The 26117-nt window shown below is 72.0% G+C and carries 20 protein-coding genes; 9 read left to right on the top strand and 11 right to left on the bottom strand.

Annotated features, from left to right (window positions below; all coding sequences use genetic code 11):
- Positions 1 to 336: 336 nt before the first annotated feature.
- The 3 genes from helR to ACWDYJ_RS08940 form a co-directional block, all read right to left on the bottom strand.
- Positions 337 to 2499, bottom strand: coding sequence for an RNA polymerase recycling motor ATPase HelR (gene helR, locus ACWDYJ_RS08950; protein ID WP_451564814.1), 2163 nt, complete (start codon positions 2497 to 2499; stop codon positions 337 to 339).
- Positions 2500 to 2789: 290 nt separating this feature from the next.
- Positions 2790 to 4562 (bottom strand): DUF4153 domain-containing protein, encoded by a 1773-nt coding sequence (locus ACWDYJ_RS08945; protein ID WP_451564813.1) that lies wholly within the window; start codon positions 4560 to 4562, stop codon positions 2790 to 2792.
- 262 nt (positions 4563 to 4824) lie between these two features.
- Positions 4825 to 6225 carry an alpha/beta hydrolase domain-containing protein gene (locus ACWDYJ_RS08940; RefSeq protein ID WP_451564812.1) on the bottom strand — a complete coding sequence of 467 codons (1401 nt, stop codon included), beginning with the start codon at positions 6223 to 6225 and terminating at the stop codon, positions 4825 to 4827.
- A 328-nt stretch (positions 6226 to 6553) separates the two neighbouring features.
- Between ACWDYJ_RS08940 and ACWDYJ_RS08935 the strand changes: the two genes are divergently transcribed.
- The 4 genes from ACWDYJ_RS08935 (at position 6554) to ACWDYJ_RS08920 (ending at position 11072) form a co-directional block, all read left to right on the top strand.
- Positions 6554 to 7087 (top strand): AMIN-like domain-containing (lipo)protein, encoded by a 534-nt coding sequence (locus ACWDYJ_RS08935; protein ID WP_451564811.1) that lies wholly within the window; start codon positions 6554 to 6556, stop codon positions 7085 to 7087.
- A gap of 327 nt (positions 7088 to 7414) precedes the next feature.
- Entirely contained in the window at positions 7415 to 7969 is a 555-nt protein-coding gene (locus ACWDYJ_RS08930) for a 2Fe-2S iron-sulfur cluster-binding protein (protein WP_451564810.1), read from the top strand.
- Positions 7966 to 8973, top strand: a complete 1008-nt coding sequence (locus ACWDYJ_RS08925; protein ID WP_451564809.1) for an FAD binding domain-containing protein — start codon at positions 7966 to 7968, stop codon at positions 8971 to 8973. The genes ACWDYJ_RS08930 and ACWDYJ_RS08925 overlap by 4 nt, the downstream gene beginning before the upstream one ends.
- Complete coding sequence (locus ACWDYJ_RS08920) at positions 8970 to 11072, top strand: xanthine dehydrogenase family protein molybdopterin-binding subunit (RefSeq protein WP_451564808.1); 2103 nt, start codon at positions 8970 to 8972, stop codon at positions 11070 to 11072. Before ACWDYJ_RS08925 ends, ACWDYJ_RS08920 begins: the two co-directional genes overlap by 4 nt.
- Positions 11073 to 11103: 31 nt before the next feature.
- Here the strand turns inward: ACWDYJ_RS08920 and ACWDYJ_RS08915 are convergent, their stop codons facing one another.
- Together ACWDYJ_RS08915 and ACWDYJ_RS08910 are read right to left on the bottom strand one after the other, a co-directional pair.
- Positions 11104 to 11535, bottom strand: a complete 432-nt coding sequence (locus ACWDYJ_RS08915) for a DUF2000 family protein (RefSeq protein ID WP_451564807.1) — start codon at positions 11533 to 11535, stop codon at positions 11104 to 11106.
- Between the two features lie 83 nt (positions 11536 to 11618).
- Positions 11619 to 12473: a DMT family transporter gene (locus ACWDYJ_RS08910; RefSeq protein ID WP_451564806.1), complete on the bottom strand. Its 855-nt coding sequence runs from the start codon at positions 12471 to 12473 to the stop codon at positions 11619 to 11621.
- Between the two features lie 128 nt (positions 12474 to 12601).
- On the opposite strand from ACWDYJ_RS08910, the gene ACWDYJ_RS08905 reads away from it, so the two are divergent.
- Positions 12602 to 12835 (top strand): AI-2E family transporter, encoded by a 234-nt coding sequence (locus tag ACWDYJ_RS08905; RefSeq protein ID WP_451564805.1) that lies wholly within the window; start codon positions 12602 to 12604, stop codon positions 12833 to 12835.
- Positions 12836 to 12886: 51 nt separating this feature from the next.
- Here ACWDYJ_RS08905 and ACWDYJ_RS08900 read toward each other — a convergent pair whose 3' ends face one another.
- From ACWDYJ_RS08900 to ACWDYJ_RS08890, 3 genes are all read right to left on the bottom strand, one after another.
- Positions 12887 to 13555, bottom strand: a complete 669-nt coding sequence (locus tag ACWDYJ_RS08900; RefSeq protein WP_451564804.1) for a DUF5701 family protein — start codon at positions 13553 to 13555, stop codon at positions 12887 to 12889.
- Positions 13556 to 13922: 367 nt separating this feature from the next.
- Positions 13923 to 15041, bottom strand: a complete 1119-nt coding sequence (locus tag ACWDYJ_RS08895) for a serine hydrolase domain-containing protein (RefSeq protein WP_451564893.1) — start codon at positions 15039 to 15041, stop codon at positions 13923 to 13925.
- A 294-nt stretch (positions 15042 to 15335) separates the two neighbouring features.
- Positions 15336 to 19193 (bottom strand): CHAT domain-containing protein, encoded by a 3858-nt coding sequence (locus ACWDYJ_RS08890; protein ID WP_451564803.1) that lies wholly within the window; start codon positions 19191 to 19193, stop codon positions 15336 to 15338.
- A 77-nt stretch (positions 19194 to 19270) separates the two neighbouring features.
- Here ACWDYJ_RS08890 and ACWDYJ_RS08885 point away from each other — a divergent pair, with 77 nt between their 5' ends.
- From ACWDYJ_RS08885 to ACWDYJ_RS08875, 3 genes are all read left to right on the top strand, one after another.
- The gene (locus tag ACWDYJ_RS08885) at positions 19271 to 19663 is read left to right on the top strand and encodes a hypothetical protein (protein ID WP_451564802.1); all 393 of its coding nucleotides are present in this window, start codon (positions 19271 to 19273) and stop codon (positions 19661 to 19663) included.
- Positions 19664 to 19703: 40 nt separating this feature from the next.
- Positions 19704 to 20630, top strand: a complete 927-nt coding sequence (locus ACWDYJ_RS08880) for a hypothetical protein (RefSeq protein ID WP_451564801.1) — start codon at positions 19704 to 19706, stop codon at positions 20628 to 20630.
- 313 nt (positions 20631 to 20943) lie between these two features.
- On the top strand, positions 20944 to 22041 hold the full coding sequence (locus ACWDYJ_RS08875; protein WP_451564800.1) for an alpha/beta hydrolase: 1098 nt from the start codon (positions 20944 to 20946) through the stop codon (positions 22039 to 22041).
- 88 nt (positions 22042 to 22129) lie between these two features.
- Here ACWDYJ_RS08875 and ACWDYJ_RS08870 read toward each other — a convergent pair whose 3' ends face one another.
- Positions 22130 to 23161, bottom strand: coding sequence for a saccharopine dehydrogenase family protein (locus tag ACWDYJ_RS08870; RefSeq protein ID WP_451564799.1), 1032 nt, complete (start codon positions 23159 to 23161; stop codon positions 22130 to 22132).
- A gap of 108 nt (positions 23162 to 23269) precedes the next feature.
- Between ACWDYJ_RS08870 and ACWDYJ_RS08865 the strand changes: the two genes are divergently transcribed.
- Positions 23270 to 24214, top strand: coding sequence for a helix-turn-helix domain-containing protein (locus tag ACWDYJ_RS08865; protein WP_451564798.1), 945 nt, complete (start codon positions 23270 to 23272; stop codon positions 24212 to 24214).
- A gap of 9 nt (positions 24215 to 24223) precedes the next feature.
- Here ACWDYJ_RS08865 and ACWDYJ_RS08860 read toward each other — a convergent pair whose 3' ends face one another.
- On the bottom strand, positions 24224 to 25114 hold the full coding sequence (locus ACWDYJ_RS08860) for an arginase family protein (protein WP_451564797.1): 891 nt from the start codon (positions 25112 to 25114) through the stop codon (positions 24224 to 24226).
- 105 nt (positions 25115 to 25219) lie between these two features.
- On the bottom strand, positions 25220 to 26050 hold the full coding sequence (gene nadE, locus ACWDYJ_RS08855; RefSeq protein ID WP_451564796.1) for an ammonia-dependent NAD(+) synthetase: 831 nt from the start codon (positions 26048 to 26050) through the stop codon (positions 25220 to 25222).
- Between the last annotated feature and the right edge of the window lie 67 nt (positions 26051 to 26117).

Below are 26117 nucleotides of genomic sequence, written 5' to 3'. Positions count from 1 at the left end.
TGTGACGGCCGAGCCGATCTCAAAGACAGCATGAACGTTTCAGCGGCCGGTGAGCTGGTCGAGACCTACCGCTGCCGGTGCGGCAGCACCTGGACCAAGACCTACCGGGCCGAGGGCCGGGAGCCGGACCCGGTGACGGGCGGCTGAAGCGCCCGCCACCCGATCCTCCCGGCCCGAGCGGTCAGCGTGACGGACTACGCCACGTCCCCCGTGAGGCCTGTGGACCAACTCCGCTGGAGCAGCACGTTCCGGTTCCGCGCGCTACGGGAGCTGCCCGTCACCACCCTCCCCTGACCACCGTGCGCGCCCCCGTGCGCCGCGCAGTCCTGGGCGACGTCAGGAACTCGTGAGGATGACGAGTTGCTGGGTCGCTCTGGTCATCGCGACGTAGCGGTCGACCGCTCCTTCGATGCCCTTGCCGTACGTCTCCGGGTCGATGAGGACGACCAGGTCGAACTCGAGCCCCTTCGACAGCTCCGGGGTCAGCGACCGGACGCGGGACGTCGCCCGGAAGGTGGCGCCCTTGATCTCACCAGCGCTGATGACGCAGGCGATCCCGTCGGCATGCGCAACGAGCCAGGCGTCGAGGATCGAGTCCAGATCCGCAACGGATCCGTGTACGACGGGGACCTCGCCGCTGCGGACGGAGGTCGGCACATTGGCGTCCGGGAGCGCGGCTCGGATGACCAGCTCGGCTTCCGCCATGACCTCTTGGGGCGTCCGGTAGTTGATGCTCAGGGAGGTCACGTTGATCCGGTCGAGCCCGATCCGCTCGAGCCGCTCCTGCCACGATTCCGTGAACCCGTGCCTGGCCTGGGCACGGTCCCCGACGATGGTGAAGCTCCGGGACGGGCAGCGGAGCAGCAGCATCTGCCACTCCGCGTCGGTCAGTTCCTGCGCCTCGTCCACGACGATGTGCGCGAACGGGCCGGCGAGCAGGTCCGGCTCGGTGCCGGACCGTGCGCTCTCGTCGATCAGGCTGTCCTGCAGGTCCCGTCCACGCAGCATCGTCACCGCGCCTTCACCGTCGTCATCGGCCTCGAGCAGGTTGCCGATGACGTCCGCCCTGTGGGCGCGTTCGGCGGCGACAGAGGCGTCGTGCCGGCGCTTGCGTCGTGACGCCTCCGGGTCTCCGAGCCGCTGGCGTGCTGCGTCGAGGAGCGGCAGGTCGGACACCGTCCAGGCCCGGGCGTCCTTGCGCTGCAGCTTCGACACGTCATCGGGACTCAGCCAGGGAGCGGACATCCGCAGGTAGGCGCGTACCGACCACAGGTCTGCGACGAGGTCAGTCGCTTCGAGCAGCGGCCACGCGCGGTTGAGGGTCCCGACCAGCTCACGGTCGTGCAGCAGCGCCCTGCGGAACAGGTCGGGCGAGACGTCGCCGTCGTGCTTGTCCATCAGGATCGCGAGCAGTTCCTCCCAGATCTGGTCGCGCGCTTCGTTGTGAGGAGTGCCCGGTCCCGGCGCCGCGAACGCCTCGGCCCAATCGTCGGCGCTCAGCCAGATGTCGGACCAGGGGGTCGTCACCGTCATCCCCTGGGCGAGCGGCTCTTCGTAGAACCTGACGGCCGTCTCGATCGCCTTCACCATGTCCGCGGACGACTTCAGGAGGGCGACGTCCGGGTCCGCCTCGATCGCCGCTCGGGCTCCTTCGGGGACGAGGTCCCGCAGGGTGCAGGTCTGCACGCCCTCCTCTCCGAGGCTGGGCAGGACGTCGGCGACATAGGCCAGGTAGGGCTGGTGCGGACCGACGAACAGCACGCCGCCCCGACGGTGACCGAGGCGGGGGTCGGAGTAGAGGAGGTAGGCGGAGCGGTGCAGAGCGACGACGGTCTTGCCCGTACCCGGACCGCCGTCGACGACGAGAGCACCGCGGGATCCCGCCCGGATGACGGCGTCCTGGTCGGCCTGGATGGTGGCGAGCACGTCTCGCATCCGGGGCGACCGGTTGCTGCCCAGGCTGGCGATGAAGGCTGACTGGTCGTCGAGGGCGGCGTGCCGTTCAAGCCCGTCAGCGGTGAACACTTCGTCCCAGTAGTCGCTGATCCGGCCGCGGGTCCAGCGATACCTGCGGCGGCTTGCCAGGCCCATCGGGTTGGCGTGGGTGGCCGCGAAGAACGGCTCAGCGGCGGGAGAGCGCCAGTCGATCAGCAGCCGACGGCCCGCGCTGTCGGTGAGGCCGAGCCGTCCGACGTACAGGGGCTCGGAGTTCTCCGCGCTGACGATGTGTCCGAGACACAGGTCCAGACCGAAGCGACGCAAGGAGCGCAGCCGACCGGTCAGTCGGTGGATCTCCATGTCCCGCTCCATCGCCTCCCGGCCAATGCCGCCGGGCGCCTTGCGCTCGGCATCGAGGCGGTCGGACAGTTCGGCGATCGCCTGCTCGAGGCTCTCCGCGATGGCCGCGAAGTGCTGCTGGTCGCCGGCGATCAGCATCGGGTCGGCCTTGGGGGACAGGTGGTCGGGAAGGTCGAACACGCTGGTGGTCAGGGGGTTCATGTCACCAACTCCGATCCGAGGTCGTGCCCGCGAGGTCCGGCGGCGCGCACACCCGCACCTCAGCGCCGAGTGCCCGCGACCGCGGCGCGAGTCCCCCCGCAGGCTCGACGCCACCGCACGACCCGTAAACCGACAACAACACACGCACCTTGTGAATCTCCCGTTTCCGCAGGTTCTGGCCTTGGGCCAGTGATTCTGTGGCACGACCCGGGTCTTGCCGCAAGCCCCCCGGTGCGCTATAAGTTGAGAGTGGCAAGGGGTGGGCACTGTCCCCCGATGTCACCATCTCCCTAGTAACCGGTGCGGCCGCCGAAGGTGCCGAGGCGCGAGCAGACCGGGTACGAGGCCCTCACCGGGCGCTCGCGCAGGATCTGGCGGGCTCGGTACTCGCCCAGGCTCATCGCGTACCAGGGGACATCGCCCGCCGCGGAGATCTCGTCGTTGATCCCGAGCAGGGCGCAGGAACGTTGGGGCTCGGGCAGAGCGTCCAGGGCGGGCACGGCGTCCGCCGACAGGGACTGGAAGTAGGCCAGGTCGATCTTGCGGTCCGCCTCGAAGCGGTCCGCGTTCCGCTCGGCGACCATCCCGTCCGGGGACAGCAGGCCGAAGGCGAACACACCCGCCGCCACGCTCCCCGTGACGGCGCGCGGCAGCCAGCGTGCTCCGAACACCCCGGCCGCCATGATCAGCACGATGACCAGCCCGAGCCAGAGCTCCATCGCCGCCACCGAAACGCGCAGCCGCGTCAGCCCGTAGGCGTCCACGTAGAGGTCCATCCGGCGCAGCGCGGAGGCGACGACGACCAGCGTCAGCGCGCACAGCACTCCGAGCACGACGCGGACGAAGCGGCGGTCGCCGGCGTCGGCGCGCGGGGCCCAGCGCAAGGCGAGCGCGATCACGGCGAGGGTGAGCAGGGTGGCCCAGAGCAGCTGCCAGAAACCCTGCTGGGCGTACTCGGCATAGGTGAGGCCGGTACTGCGCAGGACCTTGTCGTAGCCGCCGAACAGCACGGCCAGCTGGACGGCGTTGAAACCGGCGAACAGCAGGTTCAGCAGGACGAGCGGAAGGGCCCATTCGACGCGGGAACGCGGCTTGCCCGGGGCCACCTTGATCCGGTCCCAGCGCAGCGGGGCCGCGGCGGTGCGGGCGGCGGCGAGCGCGAGGACGGCGCCGAGGAGGAAGAGCAGGGTCCGGACGGGGCCGTCGCCGATGGAGACGTCGGGCGTCAACCCGCCCAGCAGATCGGCGAAGGCGGCGTCGGCGGAGGCGAACAGCGTGCCGAAGAGCACGAGCAGGGCCACCGCCACCGCGACCGCCTTGGCCACGGGCAGCCAGCGGTCCTTTCGAACCCCGCCCCGCGAGCGCAGGCCGGTCCAGGCCCAGCCGACGCCGGACACGGCGGAGGCGAAGAAGCCGAGCGGGCTGAGCAGGACGCCCGGCCAGGTACGGCTGCCGTGCAGAGCCAGGGCCCCCAGCAGGACGGCGGAGAGGATCGCGAGCGTGGACGGCCACGCGGAGTCGCGCAGGGCGGGTACGACGAGCAGGGCGATACAGCCGATCGCCCAGACGACGGTCCAAGGGCGGGCCGTACGACGGGCCGTGCGGGCGGCGACGTACGCGGCGGCGACGGCGGGCGCCACCGCGAGCAGTAGACCGGGACCCATGCCGTCGCCGAGGAGCAGGGCGGAGGCGAGGCCGGCGGTGAGGGCCGCGACGAGCGTCGCGGTCCGGATCGGGGCGGCCTCGGCGGGCCGCACCCGTACGACCCAGGGCGGCGGCGCGGCGGCCTGGGCGCGGGAGGCGGCCCGTTCACGCTGCTGGTACGCATGCCAGGCGGCGGCGTCGAGGGGCGCCCCTGGTGCACCAGGCCCTCGCCCGGCGGCCCCGGGAGCCGGTGGCGAACCCGGCCCGGCGCCCCCGGCGCCGCCCCCTGCGGCGGGTCTGGCATCGGCCGCCGCCGGATTTACCGGCTCCGCAGCGCGTGCACCGGCTGCGTCCTTGGCCATGGCTTTGGCCTCGTCCTGGGCCTCAGGCCCATCCACCCCATCGGTGTTCCCGGTCATCGGGTCCCCTCCTCTGTCGGCCGCGCCCGGTGTTCCATCGGGGCGGCGAAGCGACAGAGTAGGCCGATGACAGGATGTTTTGAACAGGATCAAAAACTCCTGTGGCAGTACCGTGACAATCGGAAGGGGTATTTCCCCCTCCACTTGGACCCGCACTCAGCGCGCCACGGCCTCGGGCAGCCACTCCGGCAGGGCCTCGGTGCGCTCTCCCGCCACGCGGTCGCCGACACGCACGACGCCCATGCCTGACGGCTCGTCCGGCTCACGAGGCCGCGCAGGGCCGGATGGCGACGAATTCGGCGTAGTGGTCGCGGTAGGTCTCGGTGAACGTCAGAGGAGGGCACAGCTGCGCGCGCCGGCGCATGTCGTCGGCGTCCTCGGGCAGGATGTAGCGGGCCTTCTGGTAGGCGCGGACCTTGGCGGCGAAGGCCCGGGTGTACGCGTCGTGGGTGCTGAAGCCGAGTTGCTGCACCGACCGCACGTTCTCGTAACTGCCGACGAAGCCGGCGATGTAGCGCGCCTCTCCGAGTTCGACGAACGGCAGCCGCGGCACGCGTCGGCCGGTGCGGTCCTCGGTGATCGCGTTGCCGACGGCGTCGCGGACGATGGCGCCGTTCCGCGTGCGCAGCTGGGTGCTCGTCGGCGGGTGCGATCCCTTACGGACCCAGTCGTGGCCCTGCAGGAAATGCGCGCGAAGCGCGGGTACGAAGGAGGCCGGGGTCGTCCGCCTCACCGGGAACGGCAGATCCAGCGGCGCCTCCAGCGGATCCGGGATGTGCGGACTGCCCGCGACGACGTAGAAGCGGTAGCGGTTCCGGGCGACGCCCCGGTCGGTCAGGTTCGTGGAATCGTCGGCTTCCGAGTTCACGATGACGATCTTGCCGTCGAAGCGGCCGGCCACCAGGTCGGCCTGGGGGTCGAAGCCCTCCGTGGTGATCGGAACCGCCAGGTCGAACACGCCTGCGGCGGCGCCGGAACGGACCAGGCGGAGGATGGGGTACGAGCTGTCGGAGAAGCCCGTGACGTACGTCCGGGCGACCTTGCCGACCATTGAGCGACCGCCCGAGGAGAGCGCCTTGGCGAAGTCGGTGATGATCTCGTCGTCGACCCTCGCTCCCTCCTCCTCGACACCTCCCTCGACGAACGTGCCGGGGACGGACGGGTCGAGGATGCGGTTGCCGAGCGTGCTCCAGCCGACGCCCGCGTGGACGAATCCACGGCGGAACACGAAGTCCCTGCCGAGGTAGACGTTGAGCGTGCCGAGGCCCACCACGAAGTGCGGCGGCTCCACCAGCACGGTGCCGTTGGAACGGTGCGGTTCGGCCGGTGCGCTGATCCGGTAGGGCACCCGGAACCGCCCGGTGGAGGTCCGTCCTTCGAACACGCCGTCGTACTGGACGTAGCGGATGCCGCCGAACGATCCGAGCGGCGTGGCCCTGGGACGGCTGAGCCGGTCCCGGGTCCCGTCCTGCGGCGGGTCGGCGGCGTCGTGGGGGGCCACGAGCGGCTGAGGGTGACCGGGGGCGGCCTGGGCTCCCGTTGCCGGGAGGACCGGCATCAGCGCCGCCAGCAGCAGGGCCCACAGCCCGAGCCGCCTTCGGCGAAAGACCCCCCAACGCGTCAGCGTGACGGGGCCCGTGTATCGGAAACACTGCCTGAACATCGGGTGCTCCTCCTTCTCGCCGGGAAGCACTCATCCGGTGCTCTGGCGCTGGAGCCAGCCGACCACTCCCTGGCCCTGTCGGCCTTCCGGCTGGCCCAACGGAGCGAGCGGTCTGAGCTGTACGGGGGCGTGGCGTCCCGGGCGAGGGCCGACTCACGGCGCTGTTCCCCCCTCCGGCCGGCTACGGAAATCCGACACGGTGCCGTCGGCACGGGCCGACGGCGGCACGGCCGCCTTTCCCCCCTCCGCTCGTGCAACCGTGGGGCTCCGGCGAGTGTCTCTACAGGTGACAGCACTGTCCCCGTCTCTGGAGAATCTGGGGAAAGTCATGAACCACTCGCGTTCACGTCTACGCCGTCGGCAGGCCACAGCCCTGGCCACGGGCGCTCTTCTCACCGCCGCCATCGCGCTCGCCGCACCGGCTTCCGCCGCCGCCACCAGCACCAAAACCACCACGCAGACCCAGACCCCCCTGGTCGTCAATGCCCGCTGGGGCGGGCACTGCACCTTCGACCGCATCGTCATCGACCTGCAGGGATACGTCCCGGGGTATACCGTCACGCCCGTCTCGCAACTGGTCTACGACGGATCCGGCAAGCCCGTCCCGCTGGCCGGGTCGCACTTCCTGGAGATCCGCCTGAATCCGGCCGCCGCACACAACGAGGACGGGCAAAGCGTCTACCAGGGCCCCCACCTGCAGAAGATCTACCTGAGCAAGCTCAAGGGCCTTGCCCTGACCGGTGACTTCGAGGGGTACGTGACCTTCGGCGCCGCCTTCGACACCAAGCCGTACTACAACACCTTCGTCCTGCACTCCCCCGAGCGGCTGGTCGTGGACATCGCGCACCCGAACGTGTGCTGAGGTCCCTGGCCGCGCGCTCGGCGGTGCTCGGGATCCGCGAGCGCCGGTTTCCAGCGGACGGGCATCCCGCCCGCCCGCTGGAGGCGCGCGGCCCGGTGCCTGAGGTCAGGTGCGTGAGGTTCCACCAGGCCATCTGGCGGACAGCGAGACATACGAAGCCAAGTACAGGGAAGAGGAACTCCACACACCGAAAGCGACATGGCGGACATCGGGATGGAGTGACCACTTTGGACGGGATCGTGCTCCCGCGCGAGGACCACAGGACGGTCGAGCAGCAGGCCAAGGCCGACGCCCCTCGTGATCCGCTCGATGCCCCCAGCGCCACCGATGCGTAGGACGGGCCACGAAGAACAGCGGGACGGTGAGCACGCGTCCGTCGTATCCCTCCGTGTCAACGGGACGACGCACACGCTCGCCCTCGACAACCGCACCACCGTCCTGGACGCCCTTCGGGAACACCTGGATCTCACCGGCGCGAAGAAGGGGTGCGACCACGGGCAGTGCGGCGCGTGCACCGTCCTTGTCGGCGGCCGGCGCGCCAACAGCTGTCTCCTGCTCGCCGCCGCCTGCGACGGCGAGCGCATCACCACCGTGGAGGGCCTTCTCGACGGCGAGCGGCTCCACCCGGTTCAGGAGGCGTTCGTCGCCCGGGACGCCCTGCAGTGCGGCTATTGCACTCCGGGTCAGATCTGTTCGGCCGTCGGCATGCTCGCCGAGGCCGCCGAGGGGCATCCCTCGCACGTGACACCGCCCGACGCCGCAGACCGCGGCAGCCCTGCGGCCCTCACCCCTCGGGAGATCCGGGAGCGCATGAGCGGGAACATCTGCCGGTGCGGCGCCTACCCGAACATCGTGGACGCGATCGAGGAGGCGACACGGTGAAACCCTTCGCATATCTCCGTGCCGCACGGACCGAAGAGGCGATCGAAGCCTTCGCCGCACATCCCCGTGCCCAGTTCCTCGGCGGCGGCACCAACCTCGTGGACCTGATGAAGCTCGGGGTCGCCACCCCGGAGTTCCTCATCGACGTCAGCCGGCTCCCCCTGGACGGCATCGGCGAGACGCCCGAGGGCGGCCTGCACATCGGCGCGACCGCGCGCAACAGTGACGTGGCCGCCCACCCGGTCGTACGTACCCGCTACACAGCCCTGTCGCAGGCCCTGCTCTCCGGAGCCTCGGGACAGTTGCGCAACACGGCGACGACCGGCGGAAACCTGCTCCAGCGCACCCGTTGCCCCTACTTCCAGGACACCTCCAAGCCCTGCAACAAACGCGAGCCCGGCACCGGCTGCCCCGCCCGCGAAGGCGTCCATCGCGAGCTCGCGGTGCTCGGCCACTCCGCGCACTGCGTCGCCACCCACCCGTCGGACATGGCCGTCGCTCTGGCCGCGCTCGACGCGACGGTCCACCTGCGCGGGCCGCAGGGCGAGCGCACGGTCGCCGTCACGGACTTCCACCGGCTGCCCGGCGACCGCCCCGACCTGGACACCGTCATCCGTCCGGGGGAACTGATCACCGAAGTGGCCCTGCCGCCCTCTTCACCGGCGGCCCACAGCGGCTACCGCAAGGCTCGCGACCGCGCCTCCTTCGCATTCGCCCTCGCTTCCGTCGCCGCCGTCCTGCGCGTCGAGGACGGCGTCGTCACCGAGGCGGCGCTGGCCTTCGGCGGGCTCGCCCACAAACCCTGGCGCGCCCGCGCGGCCGAGGAGGTCCTGCGCCGTGCGCCCGCCACCGAGGAGACGTACAGGCGGGCGGCGGACGCTGAACTCGCGGCCGCCGAACCGCTGCGCGACAACGCCTTCAAGGTGGACCTCACCCGCAACCTCACCATCGGCGTGCTGACCGAACTCGCCTCCCGTGCCCGAGGAGGGGCGTCCACGACATGACCAGCACACAGACCGTGCAGCACAGCGCCGCCGCCATCCGACGTGAGGCCCGGGAGAAGGTCACGGGGGCGGCGCGCTACGCCGCCGACCACACCCCGCCCGGCCTCGCCCACGCCTCGCCCGTGCCCGCCACCGTCGCGCGGGGCAGGGTCATCGCCGTGCACGCCGACGAGGTGCTGCGGCGGCCCGGCGTGCACGCCGTGCTCAGCCATGCGAACGCACCGCGCCTGGGCGACGCCGAGGACCGGACGCTCGCCCTGCTCCAGAACGACCGCGTTCCGCACCGCGGCTGGTACGTCGCCCTCGTGGTGGCCGACACGCCGGAGAACGCCCGCGCCGCCGCCGACGACCTGCGGATCGAGTACGCGGTCGAGGAGCACGACGCGGGACTGACCGCCGACCATCCGGATCTCTACACCCCCGAGGAGGCCAACGGCGGCTATCCAGCGGTCCGGGAACGGGGTGACTTCGACACCGCCTACGCCGCGGCCGCCGTCCGCGTCGACGCGACGTACACCATGAGCGCGCTCCACAACCATCCGATGGAGCCGCACGCCTCCACCGCCTGGTGGGACGACGACCGTCTGACGGTCATCGACTCGAGTCAGGGCTCGTCCACGGTACGGGACACCCTCGCTCAGCTCTTCGGGCTGCCGGCGCGGCGCATCACGGTCGTCTCCGAGCACGTCGGCGGGGGCTTCGGCTCCAAGGGCACTCCCCGGCCGCACGTCGTCCTCGCCGCGATGGCCGCCCGGCACACCGGACGGCCGGTCAAGCTGGCGCTCCCCCGTCACCAGTTGGCCGCCACCGTCGGTCACCGCGCCCCCACCATCCAGCGCGTACGCCTCGGCGCGGGCAGCGACGGTGTCATCAGCGCGCTCGCCCACGACGTCGTCACCCAGACGTCCAAGGTCATGGAGTTCGTCGAGCAGGCCGCCGTCCCCGCCCGCATCATGTACGTCTCGCCGCACAGCCGCACCGGCCACCGGGTGGTGGCGCTGGACGTGCCGACCCCCTCGTGGATGCGTGCTCCGGGCGAAGCACCCGGCATGTACGCCTTGGAGTCGGCCATGGACGAACTCGCCGTCGCCACCGGGATCGACCCGGTGGAACTGCGGCTGCGCAACGAACCGGACACCGAACCCGACAGCGGCAGACCCTTCAGCAGCAGGCACCTCACCGACTGCCTGCTCGAGGGAGCGCGGCGCTTCGGCTGGCAGCGGCGCGACCCCAGGCCCGGCGTCCGCCGTGACGGCGACCTGCTGCTGGGTACGGGAGTGGCCGCGGCCACCTACCCCGTATACGTCAGCCCGTCCACCGCCACCGCGCACGCCGCACCGGACGGCACCTACGTCGTACGGGTCAACGCCACCGACATCGGCACCGGCGCCCGCACCGTCCTCGCGCAGATCGCCGCCGACGTGCTCGCGTGCCCCCTGGAATCGGTACGCGTGGACATCGGCAGCAGCGCGCTGCCCGAGGCCCCGCTCGCGGGCGGGTCCTCGGGCACCGCGTCCTGGGGCTGGGCCGTGCACAAGGCCTGCACGGCCCTCGACGGGCAACTGCGCGGCCACGTCGGCGTGCTGCCGCCCGAGGGCATCAGCGTCTCGGCGGACACCGCACAGGAGGCCGGGCAGAAGTCCTCCTACGCACGCCACGCGTTCGGGGCGCACTTCGCCGAGGTACAGGTGGACACCCTGACCGGGGAGGTACGCGTGCGCCGCCTCCTCGGTGTCTACGCCGCGGGCCGCATCCTGAACTCCCGTACCGCGCGCTCTCAGTTCATCGGCGGCATGACCATGGGACTCGGGATGGCCCTGACCGAGGGAAGCACCATGGACCAGGCGTTCGGCGACTACGCGGAGCACGATCTGGCCTCCTACCACGTCCCCGTCTGCGCGGACGTGCCCGCCATCGAGGCACACTGGCTCGACGAGGACGACCCTCACCTGAACCCCATGGGCAGCAAGGGAATCGGCGAGATCGGCATCGTCGGCACGGCCGCGGCGATCGCGAACGCCGTCCACCACGCGGTGGGCGCACGGCTGCGTGACCTGCCCCTGACCCCGGACCGGCTGCTGCCCCATCTCCCACGCTGAACCGGGCGCCCGGACAGCCTCATGCCGAGGGTCAGGGGTGCATCCGGGCACCCTTGAGCACCTTGTCGACCGCGTTGCGCGGCCCGTAGACGGCGAGACCCACCAGGTCCAGCCGGTCCTTCGGCACGGCCCGTACCGCAGCGCGATTGTCCCGATCGTTGCCAGTGGCGAAGAGGTCGGACGTGAACACCGCCCGCGGAAGCGAGCGGGACAGGGCGCGGCTGTGCGCTGCGGTCAGCGTCTCCATCGCCGCCTCGAAGACCAGGACGGGCTGGCGGAGCATCGGCAGGTACGCGGTGCCGTCGGCGTCGGCGTACGGTTCGCCGATCACCTCGGGCTGCTCCGAGCCTAGGCCGCTGACCAGGAACGCGGTCACGTTCAGCCGCTGCCAGGTCTCCAGGTCCTCGCGCAGCAGTACGGCGATCTTGGTGTCAAAGCGTGCGGGAGCAGTCTCGGTCGTCATGGTCCGAGACTGCCGACCGTCCTACGGCACCGTCTTGTACGTTCCTGACACGACGGAGGCGCTACGTGGGTCGCCGCGGGCGGTCATGTGGTGCCCACCCCACCGCGGGCCAGCGCGAACACGCCGGTCACGATCAGGGCCACGCCCAGCAGCTCCGGGGCCAGCCACCAGCCCGCGCGGACGTGTTCCTCGTACAGCAGGACGCCCAGCAGCAGGCTGATGCCCGCGTCCCCGAGGGTCAGGGCGGGCTGCGAGGCGATCAGCGGTCCACCCTGCATGGCGTGTTCGAACAGCAGCAGGGCGCAGATACCGGTCGCGGCGAAGGCGTACGTCTGCCAGCTGGTCAGGAACGCCCCGATGCCGCCCTCGTCGAGGATGTGCATCGCGGACTTCATGAGGGCAGCGGTCAACGCGTAGCAGACGGCGGTGCCGGCGCCCAGGCATCCGGCGCGGATCCGGCCGGGCGGCTGCCGCAGTCCCGCCACCGTCAGAGCCACCACGGCGCAGGCGCAGGCGGCGAGTGCCGCACCCCACCGGTCCAGCGGCACGTGCGTCCGGTTCCCTGTGGGCGAGGCGGCCGCCAGTGCCACGCCGAGGCCGCCCACGACCGCCGCGACGGCCCACCACAGCGGTCCGGGCAGCCGTTGCCGTGCCATCAGCGAGGCGATCAGCAGCGCCGACGGCAGTTCGAGCACGAAGAGGGGCTGCACGAGGGACAGCGCGCCGGTTGCCAGCGCCACCGCCTGCCCCACTCCGGCGGCGATCACCGCCAGGATCCCCGCGAGCCAGACGGGCCGGCGCAGCAGGTCGAGGATCAGCCCGAGCCGGAAGCCGGGGACTTGTGGCACGGTGAGCGCGGCACGGCGCTGCAGCACCGTGCCCAGCGCGTTGCTGACCGCGGCGAGGAGCGCGCAGAGGACCGGCAGGACAATGCCCATGCCCCGATCCTCGCTCCTGGACCGTCCGGGCGGCGGCGCGCCCCGCGTTCGTGACCCGTGCGGCCCCCGGTCGGGCGAAAGTCCGGCCGACCGCGTGGCAGAACCGCTCTTCTCCTGTGGTGGCGGCCGTGGTGATCGCGCTGATCGTGGTCATCGGCCAGGTCGAGGGGCACCTGCTGCATCCGCTGGTGATGAGCTGGGCGGTACGGCTGCATCCGCTGGTAGTGGCGATCGCGGGGGCCACCGCGGCGGGCATCGTGGGCGCGGTGGTCGCGGTACCGCTGGTGTCGGTGGTGTGGTCGGTGCACACGTCGCTGGGCGAGGCCCGCCGCGCCACCGAAGCGGTCGCGGAGAACGCCTAGCTGTCGTTCTGCGCCCGGTGGCGCGAAGCCCGGCCACAGTTGCTTCGGAATCTAGGGCCTGCGGCCCGTAGCCGAGGCGAAGCCGAGCCACGTGTGCCGGTTGCCCGCCCAGCACCAGCCGACCTTGGGCGCGTTGCGTCGCTCGCGGCCGTCCCGCCCCGTTCCGTTGCTGATCCAGATCGCCGGGGTACGGGCGTCCAGGGCGCCGTTCGCCTTGCGCAGCCGGGAGCCGATGGTCATGAAGCAGTGATTGCGCTCCAGGACCGCGGGCTGCTGGAGCACCCAGTGGATGCCCTCGGTGAGCAGCAGCGGGGTGCGGTCCTTCTCGGTGAGGGCGGTCAATGCCTCCTCCGGGCTCCAGTCGGCCATGAGGTCGCCGCGGTCGAGGCCGGTGACGAGGTAGAAGGGGGCGTCGGGCAGGTCGACGGTGTCGAGCGGGGCGAAGCGGTCGACGTCGGGCATGTCGATGACGACGAAGCCGGGCTTGCCGTCGTGGCGGAGCAGCGGTGCGAGGGCGGAGGCGGGGGCGCGGTCCGGGTGGACGGCGAGCAGGACGTCGCCGTCGCCGGCGCCGGCGCCGGCGCCCGCGGCGAAGGCGCGCAGCTCGGTGGCGGTCAGCCCCGCGAGCTCGTGCACGCCGAGCTCGATCAGGCGTTCGGCCTGGGTGGTGAGCGGCGGGAGAGTGGTCGCGGTGGCGGTGGGCTGCGTTTTTTCGGGCACGGCACTTCCCTCGGTTCGCGGTTCGCGGTTCGCGGTTCGCAGGAGCGGGCCCGGGATCAAACGAGGCGGCCTGCCGAAATGTTCCCGGGACGGCGCCGGGCCCGCGCCGACTCCGGCTCGTCGCTTCCCGGCCCGCCGCCCGGGCGCCCCTGGACCGAGGCCGGCCGGCGGCACCGGTCGGTGGTGAGGAGTTCACGGCCCGGGAGGCCGGCGGTGAAGTTGCCGCCGCGCTGGACTGGAGCGACTGCGCCGTGGCGGGCGGTACGAGGGGCCGCCACGGCGGTGCGGGGCTCCGGCCGGCGGTAGCGGTCACCGAGTCCGCAGCCCAGAGTAAGCCAGTGGAGTCAGTGGCCGGAAGCCTCCGCCATCACTTCTTGCACAGGGCGGTGTCGAGGAGGGCATCGGCGTTTGTGAAGCCCCTCGCGCTGGGTGCCGGGTCGGCGGTGACGGCGATCGTGGCGGCGCGGCCGTCATCGGTGACACCGGGGACCGTGTGGTAACCGGGAGTGTCCCCGCCGTGCCCCCACATCACGCCGCCGCAGCTCAGCGGCGTGCTCCACAGCCCCAGCCCGGCCCGGATCCCGGATGCCGTAGCGGGACTGTCGGGGATCTCGACGGTGGTGCGCATCTGGGCGAGCTGGGCGGGCTCCAGGAGCTTGCCGCCGACGAGGGCCGAGAAGAAGCGGTTCAGGTCGCCGGGGGTGGAGATCAGCTGCCCGGCGGCCCACCCCCAGGAGGGGTCCAACTCCGTGACGTCCTCCAGGGGTTCTCCGGGCTTCGGCGCGTGGTAGCCCTTGGGATGGGCTTCGCGGATGCCCTCCTCTCCCACACCGGGGAAGTAGGTGTGGCGCAGCCCGATGCGGTCGATGATCCGCTTCGTGATCTGCTCCGCGACCGGGCGGCCCGTGACCTTCTCGATGAGCAGACCGGCCAGGACGTAATTGGTGTTGCTGTACGACCAGCCGGTCCCGGGAGCGAAGAGGGCCTTGCGCGACAGCCCCAGGTCGAGCAGCTCGCGGGGCTGGTAGTAGGTGTGGCGGCTCTTGCCGAAGACGGCATCGATCAGGGAGTCGGTGTAATTGGGCAGTCCGCTGGTGTGCTGGAGGAGCTGGCGCACCTTGATCTGGCGCCCGTCGATGCCCTCGCCCCGCACCAGGTTGGGCAGGTACTCCTCGATGGGGGCGTCGAGAGCTATCTTGCCCTCGCCGACCAGTTGAAGGACGACGGTGGCGGTGAACGTCTTGGTGTTGCTGCCGGCCCGCACCTGTCCGTCGACGGGGACTTTCGCCCCGGTCCGCAAGTCCGCGACGCCGGCGGTGTAGTTGCGGGTGCGCCCGTCACGGCCGACGGTGGCTGCCAGAGCGGCGGGGAACCAGTCGTCGTTCACGAGCCGCTCCAGTCCCCTGCCTACGGCATCACGCGGGCCGTGGGACTGCGCCGCCGACGCGGGCAGCGTGCCGGCCACGGCCAGGGCGGCGGCCATCATTGCCACCGCCGCGACTGCCCGCCGCCGCCCGGACCGTGATGTCGCGCGAACACGCCGAAGTCGGCGGGAAAAACGATCGGCCATGGAAGACGCTCCTTGTGCACTGTGCCGCGAGGGGCCGGGACGGACGGATCGAGGCGGACTCACGGCGTCTCGCAACGCGGGTGAACCCTGTGATCGCATGCCCCGAGACTAGGAAGCGGACCTGCTCCGGAGCATCGCCCGTGGGCACGAGGACCCGGGTCCCGCCCCGCACCCACGACCAGTACCCCGGTCCTCCTTCCGGTCACAGCACTAGGGGCCCGCGTGGACCTGGCAGGCCCACAGGCTCGGGGTCCGGGGGTACTTGTCGCGCAGCGCGCACACGGTGGAGTGCAGGGCCTCGGCTGTCCGGTCGACGTCCAGCGTGCCGTCGCCCGTACTCAGGGCCTCGTACACGCCCTGGGCGACACCGGCTCCGATCGTGTCGTCGACGTGCCAGAGCGAGCCGACGACATGGGGGAAGCCCGCGATCTGGAGGGCGCTGACGATGTGGACGGCCTCGTCGGCGAGTTCGGGGCTGGTCCGCAGGGTGTCGCAGGCGGAGAGGTAGGCGAGCCGGACCGACGGCAGCCGGAGCCGGGCGAGGTCGCGGACGGTCAGCGGACGTTCGGTGTGATCGTGCAGGACGAGCCGGCTGCCGGACGGCCGCTCCAGATCTCCCAGGGCGTGGCAGGCGAAGTGCGCGTACGCGTGCCGGGGCAGGGCGGAGACCACCGCGGAGTGGGTGGCGGACGCGCCGGTCAGCACCTCGGAGCGGGGCAGTAGCCGGGCAAGGTGTTCGGCCTCACGGCGCGCGGCGGGCAGTGGTGCGAGGCCGGCGGCCTCGCTGACGGAGACGACGAGCGCACCGGTGCCCGCCGGGCGGGCAGCGCGTTGTCTGGCGTGGTGCAGCGCCCGCAGAGTGGGTGTGTACGAGGAGACCACCCGGTCCAGCGCGCCGGACGCGCCGTCGGCGGGGGCCGCCGCGTGCAGCGGCAGCGTGCCCAGGGCTCCGGCGGGCGACCACCACACGCGGGGCCGCGGTCCGGCGGATGCGGCCGGGACGGCCAGGTGGTCGAGGACGGGGCCGGTGACCGCCTGCCACAGCCAGACGAGCGTTTCCCGCACGACCTGCTGGGCACGCTGCGACTGCTTGCGGGAGGTTCCGGGCGCCTCGATGCGCAGCAACGCGTCCTGAAAGGTCTGCCGGCGCGCTGCCGTCGTCTCCGGATCGAGCTCCGGGAGCGGCACGGCGTCGATCGAGCGCTCGGTGACGACGAGTGCGCTGCTGCCGTACGGGGAGACGATGACCAGGACCACGGGGCCCGCCGCGGCCGTCGCGAGCAGTTCCCGCTCGTGCCACTCCCGCACCGGACGCAGCAGGCCGAGCCCGGGATGCTCGGCGCGGATCCGGTCCGTGAGTTCGCGCCATTCGGTGGCCAGTCGCTGGCGTCGGTCGGCTCGGGCGTCGGACGCCTGCGATGTGTTCCAGGCGCCGCCTTCGCCATGGAACTCCGCACTCGACGGATCCTGGCTGTCCGTCGCCGTGTCGAGAGCCTCGCGTAGTTCCTCGAAGCGGACGGCGAGGTGCGGGGCGGTCTCCCGGAGCCGGGCCAGGTCGCTGTCGGCGTCGAAGGCGTGGGACAGCAGCACACCTCTGGCCTGTTCGAGGAGCCCCACGGCCAGCTCTGGCCGGCCGCAGCGCACCGCGCAGGCCGCTGCGGCGGCACCCAGACCGACGGTCCGGCTCAGCAGGAACTCCTGGTCGTCGCGGACGAGATGGCGGGGCGCGACGGAGTGCAGTAGGTCGACCGCCGTCACGTAGCCGTCCAGGGCGCGGTCCCAGACGCCGAGTTCCGCCCAGGTGTCGCCCCAGGCCCGTGCGGCGTCCAGGCGCTCGGAGGGCGCGCACTGCTGCTCCAGGGCAGCGGCCCGGAACAGGTCGGCTGCCTCGGCCAGATCGGCTCGGCGGCCGCGACCGCGGCCACGGGCGGTGCCCGGGTCCCGCAGGATGTCGCCGAGGAGCGTCAGGCGCGACGTGCGCCTCGCGTGGCCGGGCGGGGTGACGTCGACGGCCCGGCGGGACAACGCGATCGCCTCGTTCCGGACCGCCGACGACCATACGGCGCCGAAGCTCGCCATGCGGGCGCCGGCGGCCACCACCAGCGCGCCGGGCAGCTCGGGCGAGTCCGCGGGCAGCGCCGCGACCACCGCGTCGGCCAGCTCGCGTGCCTCGCGCGCGTCACCGAGTCGTTGCGTCGCCCCACAGCGGACGAGAAGGGCCATGGCCAGGTTGTGGCGCCGACGCGGCAACAGTGGGTCGTCCGCCGGGGTGAGGGCGAGGGCTTCCCTGAAGTGCCGGATCGCTTCGCCGAGTTGGGCGACCGGGTCGGCGGCACGCTCGAATCCGCTCATGTGGCTGATCGCCGTCGAGCCGAGCATCATCGCATGGTGCGCGCGGCCGAGACCGGGCAGTTCCGCGGCCCGGCGCCGGCACTCCTGGGCCTCCCGCAGGTCCTCGCCGTCCTCGGTCAGTCGGTGGCGCAGGCCCAAGGCCATCCCGAGGTTGAGCAGCCGCACGCCGAGGATCTCGTGCCCTTCGGAGGTGAGCGCCACCGCCTCCCGAAGAGCCAGGATCGCCTCGTTCAACTCCTCAGCGTCTCCCGTGTGTTGGAAACTGGTGCTCAGCACCATCCCGAGATCGCTGAGCGTCACGGGCCTCCCGGGGCTGCCCGGCGGCAGGAGCGGCTCGGCCTGCCGGAGGAGCCGCAGGGCCTCGGGCAGGTCCGCGCCGTTCCCTTCCGGATCGAGGCCGTACCGGGCGTGCAGGGCCATCGCGGGGCCGAGCAGCCGCGTCGCGGTGCGGGACGTCGGTTCCGCGGACGCGGCGAGCACGGCGGACAGGTGGGTGATCGCCGCGTCCAGATCGGCCGGATCGCCGGTCATTGCGAAGCGGGCGCGCAGCGCGTTGCCCAGGACATTGCGGACGCCGGTGCGCTGCTCCGGGTCCTGGGACGCGTCCAGTGCCTCGGTCAGTACGCCGATCGCCTCGTGCAGATCGTGTGGCCGGCCGGTGCGTTGGTGCCGCAGGGTGAGCCCGAGCGCCAGGTTGAGACCCGCCGCCGTCGGACCGTTCGGATCGTCGGGAGCGGCCCGGCGGAGCAGGTCCACCACCTCGTCGCACTCCTCGGGCGTGCCGCCGTCCCGCTGCCGCAGCGCCAGCAGCGCGCTGGCCAGGGTGCCGAGGTAGTGAGCCGGATACGGGCCTTGTGCGGGCACTTGGGCCAGTACGTCGCGGGCGATGCTGACCGCCTCGTACAGGTCGTCCGGGTCGTACGACTGCCGGAACCGATCCAGCAACTGGATGCTCAGGTTGCTGAGCGTGAGAAGCCGGTCGGGGGAGTCGGCGGGAATGCGTTTGAGGGTGCGGTGGGTGAGATGGAGTTCGGCATCCGAGCCTCCGTCGGCGCTCGGCCCGTGCTGCCCGGCGAGGGACAGCACGTGGGTCAGAACGGTGGTCCGGGTCGCGTACGCCGGGTCGTGCTCCGGCGTCGCGAGGACGGCGAGGTTGCCCAGCGCCACCGCCACCCCCAGCAGTGCCTCACGCGTGGGAAGGGCGGCACTGGCCCGCACGGTCGCCTCGTACAGCCTGAGAACGTCTTCGGGGGCGTCCCGCGGCGGATGGTCCTGTGGGTCCTGCGCTGCGATCACGATCGCGGCACACTCGGACAACCACTCGGCGGGACCGTCCGCGTGCGCCGGGTCGGGGCGGTCCGCGGGGTCGGTGACCTCGTAGCCGGCCGCCAACTCCGGCGGTACCGCCCCGGGATAGGCCATCCATACGGGGAAGAGCAATGTTCCGGCCATGGCTCTGTGGACGCCGCCTTGCGCACCGGGGGCGGCCGCCGCGCGAGCGAGGCAGAGCCAGCCGGCCGCATGCCGGGCCTCCAGGTCGGTCCTGGTGTCGGCGGTCCGGAGCAGTGCCCGGAGTTCGGCATCCGCCTCGGGGCCGAACACCACGTCCCCGTGCGGAACGCCGTCCGCGGCCCCGGCCCGTATGAGGCGTGCACGGATCGTCCGCACCAGCCGGTCCCGGTCATCCCTCACCTCGTCGCCCACCTCGTCCCTCACCTCGTCGCTCCCTGTTGTCGACTCCGGCAGTACGGCGACTCACTGTCAACTCTGCCGCCCTCCGCCATACTTGGAGCATGACCGTATCGCCTGATCGCTCCGAACTCGCCCACCACACAGCGGCGTTGTGCTCCCTGCTCGGCTCGCCGGACGACATGCGGCAAACCGGGATCCGGGAGACCGCCGAGCGCGCGCGGGACCTGCTGCGGTCCGGTGCGGGCGCCGACGAGCTCGTGGAGTGCTACGACGCCCTCGACGACGCGTTGCGCCGGGCCGGGGCCGCGGGCGGGCTGGTCAACGGGTCCCGAAGCGCCACGACCCCCGGTGTCGCGACGCACGTCAAGGTGGCCGTGTGCCCGGGACTGGTCCGCTGCAGCCGGCTCGAACGGGCCCGCGACCTGCTGCCCGCCCCCCACTGCGCAGTCAACGGCGCACGTATGCACAAGACCCGACTGGCGCCCGGTCAGTGACCGCCTTCGGCCTGTTCGCGGTGGCGGTGCGTCCCACCTCATGAACCCACTCCTCGCCACTCTGGGCAGCAAACTCACCGAACGCTGGCTGAACCTGTTGGTGCTGCCCGGCGCCCTCTTCCTCGCCGCCACAGCCGTCGGCACCACCCTGGGCCACCGCCACTGGCACGACATCGGCCGGCTGCGCGCCACCCTGGTCGACCTCGCCGCGCGCCCCGCACTCGGCCAGACCGGCACCGCCGTACTCCTGGTGGCGCTCATCCTGCTCACCGCGACCGCGGCCTCACTCGCCGCGCAGTCCCTCGGCGGTGCGATCGAGCGGTACTGGCTGCGCTTCGGCCGGGACCCGTTCTCGCGCGCCCTCACCGCACGGCGCGAGCGCCGATGGAAGGTAAGGGACGGGAAGGTCGAGGACGCCGTCGCGCACGCCGACCCGACCGGTGTCGGAGCCAACGGTGCGGTGACGATCCCGCGAAGCGCATGGGCGCGTATCCAAGCCCGCATCGCGGCCCGCGACCGCATCGCGCTGCGCGCACCGACACGCCCCGCCTGGTACGGCGACCGAATGCAGGCGACGGCGGACCGCGTCGAGGCCACCTACGGCGTGGACCTCGCCGCCCTGTGGCCGCGACTGTGGCTGATCCTCCCCGAACCCGCCGTGCGGCAGATCCAGTCGGCCCGCACCTCCTTCGGCGCCGCGGCCCGCCTCGCCGCCTGGGCCGTGGGCTATGCCCTGCTCGCCTACTGGTGGTGGCCGGCCGCGCTGGTCGCCGTCGGCTGCGCGGCCGTGGCCCGTTCCCGCGCCCGGACCGCGCTGGACTCGCTCGCGGGCCTCATCGAGGCGGCCGTCGACGTACACGGGCGGGAACTGGCCACTCGCATCGGCCTGATCGCGCCGGACGCGACGGGGCTGCTGGCCCATGACACGGGGGACGGGATGTCGGAGGTGTTCAGGAAGTCCGACTGATGCCCGCGTACGTCACGGTGCCGTCACGTGCCGACGCGAGGGGGGACGCGTCGGCCCACGGGGTCGAGGACGTGCGGAGCCCTTCGCCGAAAGCCGGTCGAGGCTCGGGCGCTGTTTCGCCGGCGACTCGGTGAGGGCGGGAGCGTCGGGCCGTGGCGCGGGCCTGTGGTCTGGGCAGCGGTGCGGCCTGGCGGTGTGGTTGGCTACGCCGTATGGGTCTCAGGCGAGTGTTTCCCGGGTGCACGTGGGTGCGGACGAGCTGTTCCAGCGGGGATGCCGGGCGGTATCCCGCCGTCCGACCGGGGGGTGGGTCATGAGTGTCCGCCGCGCGCGGTCGGAGTCCGGTCGTGTCCCGACACCGAGGGCAGCGCCCCCCTTCGACCCCGAACTGAGCGTCGTACTGGCCGCCATGGGCAAGGAGTCGAGGGAGCCGGTCACCCCGGACAATCTCGAAGCCCGGCAACAGCGGGACGCCGCGACCCGGCCGAGGCCGACGGCCGGGGACCTTCGCGCCGACGGCCGTTTCGAGGTGACGGAGTTGTGTGTGCCGGGACCGCCGGACGGACCGGACGTCACGCTCGTGAGCGCGCGGCCTTCCGGGCTCGTCGGGCCGCTGCCCCTGCTGTACTACATGCACGGCGGCGCGATGATCATGGGCAACGCGTGGTCCGTGCTTCCGCGGATCCTTCGCGAGTGGGCCCTGCCGCTGGAAATGGCCGTGATCTCGGTCGAGTACCGGTTGGCGCCGCGGGCGCGGTACCCGGGACCGCTGGAGGACTGCTACGCCGGACTCGCCTGGGCGGCCGGGCACGCGGCCGAACTCGGCATCGACGCGGACCGCATCATCATCGGAGGGAAGAGCGCCGGCGGCGGGCTCGCCGCGGCCCTCGCGCTGCTGGCCCGTGACCGCGGCGGTCCCGGGGCACTGGGGCAGCTGCTGCTGTGCCCGATGCTCGACGACCGCGACAGCACCTTCTCCAGTCACCAGATGACAGGCCTCGGCGTGTGGGACCTCATCTCCAACGCGACCGCGTGGAAGGCACTGCTCGGTGACCGCTACGGTGCCGCGGACCTGCCGCCCTACGCGGCCCCCTCACGCGCCACCGACCTTTCCGGACTGCCCCCGGCCTACATCGAGGTCGGGTCGGCCGAGATGTTCCGGGACGAGGACGTGGCCTACGCGAACGCGATCTGGCAGGCCGGCGGCCAGGCCGAACTGCACGTATGGCCCGGTGCCTACCACGGCTTCGACGGCTCGGCCCCCCGGGCGGCCCTCAGCCAGGACGCACGCGACGCCCGTACCCGCTGGCTCCGACGCCTCCTCGCGCAGTCCCGTACGAGCAACCGGCCCCGCATCGACACCCCCGCCGCACACGCCGCCGAGCGCGATCCGGCCGCCCCGCCGCCGTAGGTGAACCCGTGACCGCGCTCGACCCAAAGCGGTGTTGGCCAGCGCCTCGATCGCGGAGGTGGCGCTCGGTGCCAGGACGCGTGGCCGGTCAGCGCGAAAACTCAACCGACAGGTACGGGGTCAGCGCCCGGAGGAAGTCCGCCGCGTCGAACATCGCGCCGGCCGAGGCTACGCCCGTCGTCCGCGTGTGCCCGGCAAGGATGCGCTGGACGGCCTCCACCACCAGTGGTGCGGTGACCGCGTAGATGTCCTGGCCACGGGCCGTGGAACGTCGCTCGACGCCACCGGCGCGGACCAGGACGTCGACGACGAATGTCTGGTTCGACCGCCCCAGAGCGTCGACCGGTTCCGGCGCCGGCGTGTCCTCCTTGGCCAGGTCCCCCGCGGCTTCGACGGTCATGTAGGTGCGGACCGAGGGCACGGTCAAGTGGCTGGGAACGGTGATGACATCGGTCATGGTGAACTCCGCGATCACCGCTCGGCGGCCCAGTGGCTCCGGAAAGTGCCATTCCTGCTCCGACGGCTTGTCGTCGTGGTACTGCAGCGCGCCGTCCGCGAACCGCACGCGTCGGCCCGCGCGACGCTGGTGGGACACCTGACCGGCCGCCCGGGTGCCCGGTGTGGGATGCCAGCTGTTCAACCCGTACGCGACGTGCGCCTCCTCCGCGGCAGTCCACTCCCCCATCGCCGCGGTCACCAACAGGTCGCCCAGTCCACCGTAGAAAGCCATCGCCGGCACCACGGGTACGTCTGCCTTCCGGGCCGCTTCCGCATAGTCGGCGAACATCGCGGCATTCGCCTCGATCTCCGCCGCGACGTCGACGTACGGGATCCCCGCGCGCAACGCGGCCTCGACGACCGGGCCTCCCGTCACCGCGAACGGTCCGGCGCAGTTGACGACGGCCGCCGCGCCGGCGAGAGCACGGTCCAGTGAGCTCGCGTCGTCCACCGTGGCGGGCCGCGCGACCACGTCCGGCCACTCGGCCGCCAGCGTCTCCAACTGGGCCGCGTTGCGGCCGGAGATGACAGTGGCGATGCCGCGCCTTCGTAGTTCGGCGACGACGAAGCGACCGGTGTGCCCTGTCGCCCCGTACACCACCACTGCGGCTGTCGTGTTCATCGTTCCCCGATCCCGATCCGATCTCGATGCGCTGATGAGTCCCAGTCTCGCCGCGGGCGGAACCCGACCGTGATGGTCCGCAAGGACATCACCCGTACACTTTCGGACATGCCCACTGTCGCGCTGCTGGCAGCCGGTCACCTGCTGCATTTCGAGCTGGCGGTGGCCTACGAGATCTTCGGCAATCCCCCGCGCGAAGCCGCGGAGGGCTGGTACGACGTACTGCTCTGCGGGCCGGGTCCGGTGCGGGTCGGTCCGTTCATGGTCGAGCCCGACCACGGGCTGGAGCGCGCGGTCGGCGCCGACACCGTGATCGTGCCCGCGTGCGCCGACATCGACGATCCGCCGCCGCCGGAGCTGATCGAGGCCGTGCGTGCGGCCCACGAGTCGGGTGCCCGGGTCGCCTCCCTCTGCACCGGGGCGTTCGTGCTCGGCGCCGCGGGCCTGCTGGACGGCCGGCGGGCCACCACCCACTGGGCTCATGCCGCGGAGTTGAGCGCACGCCATCCACGGGCCGTGGTCGACCCGGACGTGCTGTACACGGACAACGGCAGCGTGCTCACGGCTGCGGGCAAGGCCGCCGCCGTGGATCTCTGCCTCCACCTGATCCACCTCGACCACGGCGCCACCATCGCCAACTCCGTCGCGCGTCGCCTCGTCATGCCGCCGCATCGGCCCGGCGGTCAGGCCCAGTTCGTGGCTACGCCGATGCAGGTCACGGGCGACCACATGCTTGCCCACGTGCTCGCCTGGGTCCAGCAGCGGCTGGACCAGCCGCTGACCGTGACCGACATGGCCAGGAGGGCGAACACGAGCCCGCGCAATCTCGGACGGCAGTTCCGGGCGGTGATCGGGCAGACGCCGATCCAGTGGCTCCTGACCCAGCGCGTACGTCGCGCCCAGGAGCTGCTGGAGGCCACCGACGAGAGCATCGAGGCGGTCGCCCTCGCTTCCGGCATGGGTACCGCCACGACGCTTCGGCGCCAGTTCAAACGGATCGTAGGGGTCCCGCCCGACAGCTACCGGCGCTCGTTTCGCAGCGCGAAGATCTGACGTGCTGACTCAGCGGTCGGTCCGCCGGGACAGCCCTCGGCTCAGGCACTCGGTGAGGCGGGCCGCCATGGTGCCTTCGCGGTCGAGGCGGGGGTTGAAGATCGTGACGTCGAGTCCCAGGGCTCGGTCGTCCGACAGTGCCGTCTCCAGCACGCTCTCGAGTTCTGGCCAGGTCAGTCCGCCAGGAAGTCGGTAGTCGACGGCCGGCATGATGGCATCGTCCAGAACATCGACGTCGAGGTGGACCCAGAACCCGGCGCTCGGAGCGACGCTGAGCCGGTCGACCGCCTGGCGTGCGGCCGCGGCAGCGCCGAGTGAGCGTACGCCGTCGAGGTCGATCGCGTGCAGCCACGGCGGCAGGGGCTGCATCCCCGCGGCGGCGGACTCGGCGGAATCGCGAAAGGCGAAGGCGACGATGTCCTCGTCGCGCAACAGGGGCCCCCGGCCTTCGAGGTCGGTCAGCAGGCGAGGGCCACGGCCCGTGGCCAGGGCGAGTTCCATCGAGGCGGCCTCACCGGTGGGCTCCGCCGACGGCTGGTAGAAGTCGGTGTGACCGTCGATGAACAGCAACCCATGGCGTCCCCGACGGCGCAGGGCGAGCAGGTTTCCGAGCAGGATGCTGCAGTCACCGCCGAGGACGACAGGGAAGTCGCCTCGGTCGAGGACGCCGCCGACCGCGTCTGCCAGCCTGATGGAGTACTGGGCGATACCGAGCGGGTTGAGGATTCCCGTGTCGCCGTCCCGCCTCGGATCGTACTCCGGCGCCTCGACGCGGCCGGCCCACACCGCCTCGAGATGGACCAGCAGACCGGCGTCGAGGAGCGCCGCCGGCAAGTCCTGCACGCCGGAGGGCCGCAGCCCGAGTACCGAAGGCGCCTCGATCACGGCCAATCGCCGCACGTCCGGACCTCTTTCCTACCACGAGGGCGCCTGAGGGTGCCGCCGTACCGGAAGGCCATAGTGCCGCGTTCCGGGGCGCGGAGCGCGCAGCGCCGTGGATCTCCCCTACGGGGCGACGGGCAGACGGCGCTTGTGGTCGGTGAGGCGGTAGCGGCGGACGATCGTTTCGAAGGCCCGCTCGTCCACCGGCTTGCCCTCGAGGAAGTCGTCGATGTCGTCGTAGGTGACCCCGAGCGCGTCCTCGTCGGCCTTGCCCGGGTCGAGGGTCTCCAGGTCGGCCGTCGGGGTCTTCCACACCAGCTCGGCGGGCGCGCCCAGCGCGTCCGCGACGGCGCGCACCCGGCGCTTGGTCAGGCCGGTCAGCGGGACCAGGTCGGCGGCGCCGTCGCCGAACTTGGTGAAGAAGCCGGAGACCGCCTCGGCGGCGTGGTCGGTGCCGACGACCAGGCCGTCGCGCGCGCCGGCCACCGCGTACTGGGCGATCATGCGCTGCCGGGCCTTGATGTTGCCGTGCACGAAGTCCTGGTGGTGGGCGTCGCGGAAGCTCACGACGGCGGCCAGCGAGGCCTCGAGCGCGGCGTCGCTCGCGGGCTTGATGTCCACGGTCAGCACGTGGTCGGCCCGGATGAAGGAGAGCGCGAGCTGGGCGTCGTGCTCGTCGGCCTGGACCCCGTAGGGCAGCCGCATCGCGTAGAACCGCGCCTCGTGCCCGGCGGCCCGGGCCCGCTCGACGGCGAGCTGGCACAGCCGGCCGGTGGCGGTGGAGTCGACGCCCCCGCTGATGCCGAGCACGAGGGAGCGCAGACCGGTGGAGGTCAGCCGCTCGGCGAGGAAGGCCACCCGGCGTTCGATCTCCCGCTCGGCCTCGAAGGTCTCGGCGACCTGGAGTTCCCGGGCGATCTCCTGCTGCAGGGCGATGGACGCCGGCTCTCTCACGTCTGCTCCTTGTTCCGCTTCACGATGTGCTGTCGAGCGAACCCTACCCAGTCGTGCTTTGTGCGAG

The organism is Streptomyces sp. NPDC003042 (genome assembly GCF_053591315.1).
Note: the sequence above shows the minus strand (reverse complement) of the source record. Positions and strands in the feature narration are given on the sequence as shown.

Bases quoted from the DNA above. Each gene is read 5' to 3' on its own strand.
- ACWDYJ_RS08870 (WP_451564799.1), bottom strand. From the start codon at position 23,161: ATGAACACGACAGCCGCAGTGGTGGTGTACGGGGCGACAGGGCACACC.
- ACWDYJ_RS08935 (WP_451564811.1), top strand. From the start codon at position 6,554: ATGAACCACTCGCGTTCACGTCTACGCCGTCGGCAGGCCACAGCCCTG.
- ACWDYJ_RS08930 (WP_451564810.1), top strand. From the start codon at position 7,415: ATGCGTAGGACGGGCCACGAAGAACAGCGGGACGGTGAGCACGCGTCC.
- ACWDYJ_RS08945 (WP_451564813.1), bottom strand. From the start codon at position 4,562: ATGACCGGGAACACCGATGGGGTGGATGGGCCTGAGGCCCAGGACGAG.
- ACWDYJ_RS08880 (WP_451564801.1), top strand. From the start codon at position 19,704: ATGAACCCACTCCTCGCCACTCTGGGCAGCAAACTCACCGAACGCTGG.
- helR (WP_451564814.1), bottom strand. From the start codon at position 2,499: ATGAACCCCCTGACCACCAGCGTGTTCGACCTTCCCGACCACCTGTCC.
- ACWDYJ_RS08915 (WP_451564807.1), bottom strand. From the start codon at position 11,535: ATGACGACCGAGACTGCTCCCGCACGCTTTGACACCAAGATCGCCGTA.
- ACWDYJ_RS08940 (WP_451564812.1), bottom strand. From the start codon at position 6,225: ATGTTCAGGCAGTGTTTCCGATACACGGGCCCCGTCACGCTGACGCGT.
- ACWDYJ_RS08910 (WP_451564806.1), bottom strand. From the start codon at position 12,473: ATGGGCATTGTCCTGCCGGTCCTCTGCGCGCTCCTCGCCGCGGTCAGC.
- ACWDYJ_RS08895 (WP_451564893.1), bottom strand. From the start codon at position 15,041: ATGATGGCCGCCGCCCTGGCCGTGGCCGGCACGCTGCCCGCGTCGGCG.
- ACWDYJ_RS08885 (WP_451564802.1), top strand. From the start codon at position 19,271: ATGACCGTATCGCCTGATCGCTCCGAACTCGCCCACCACACAGCGGCG.
- ACWDYJ_RS08875 (WP_451564800.1), top strand. From the start codon at position 20,944: ATGAGTGTCCGCCGCGCGCGGTCGGAGTCCGGTCGTGTCCCGACACCG.
- ACWDYJ_RS08920 (WP_451564808.1), top strand. From the start codon at position 8,970: ATGACCAGCACACAGACCGTGCAGCACAGCGCCGCCGCCATCCGACGT.
- ACWDYJ_RS08865 (WP_451564798.1), top strand. From the start codon at position 23,270: ATGCCCACTGTCGCGCTGCTGGCAGCCGGTCACCTGCTGCATTTCGAG.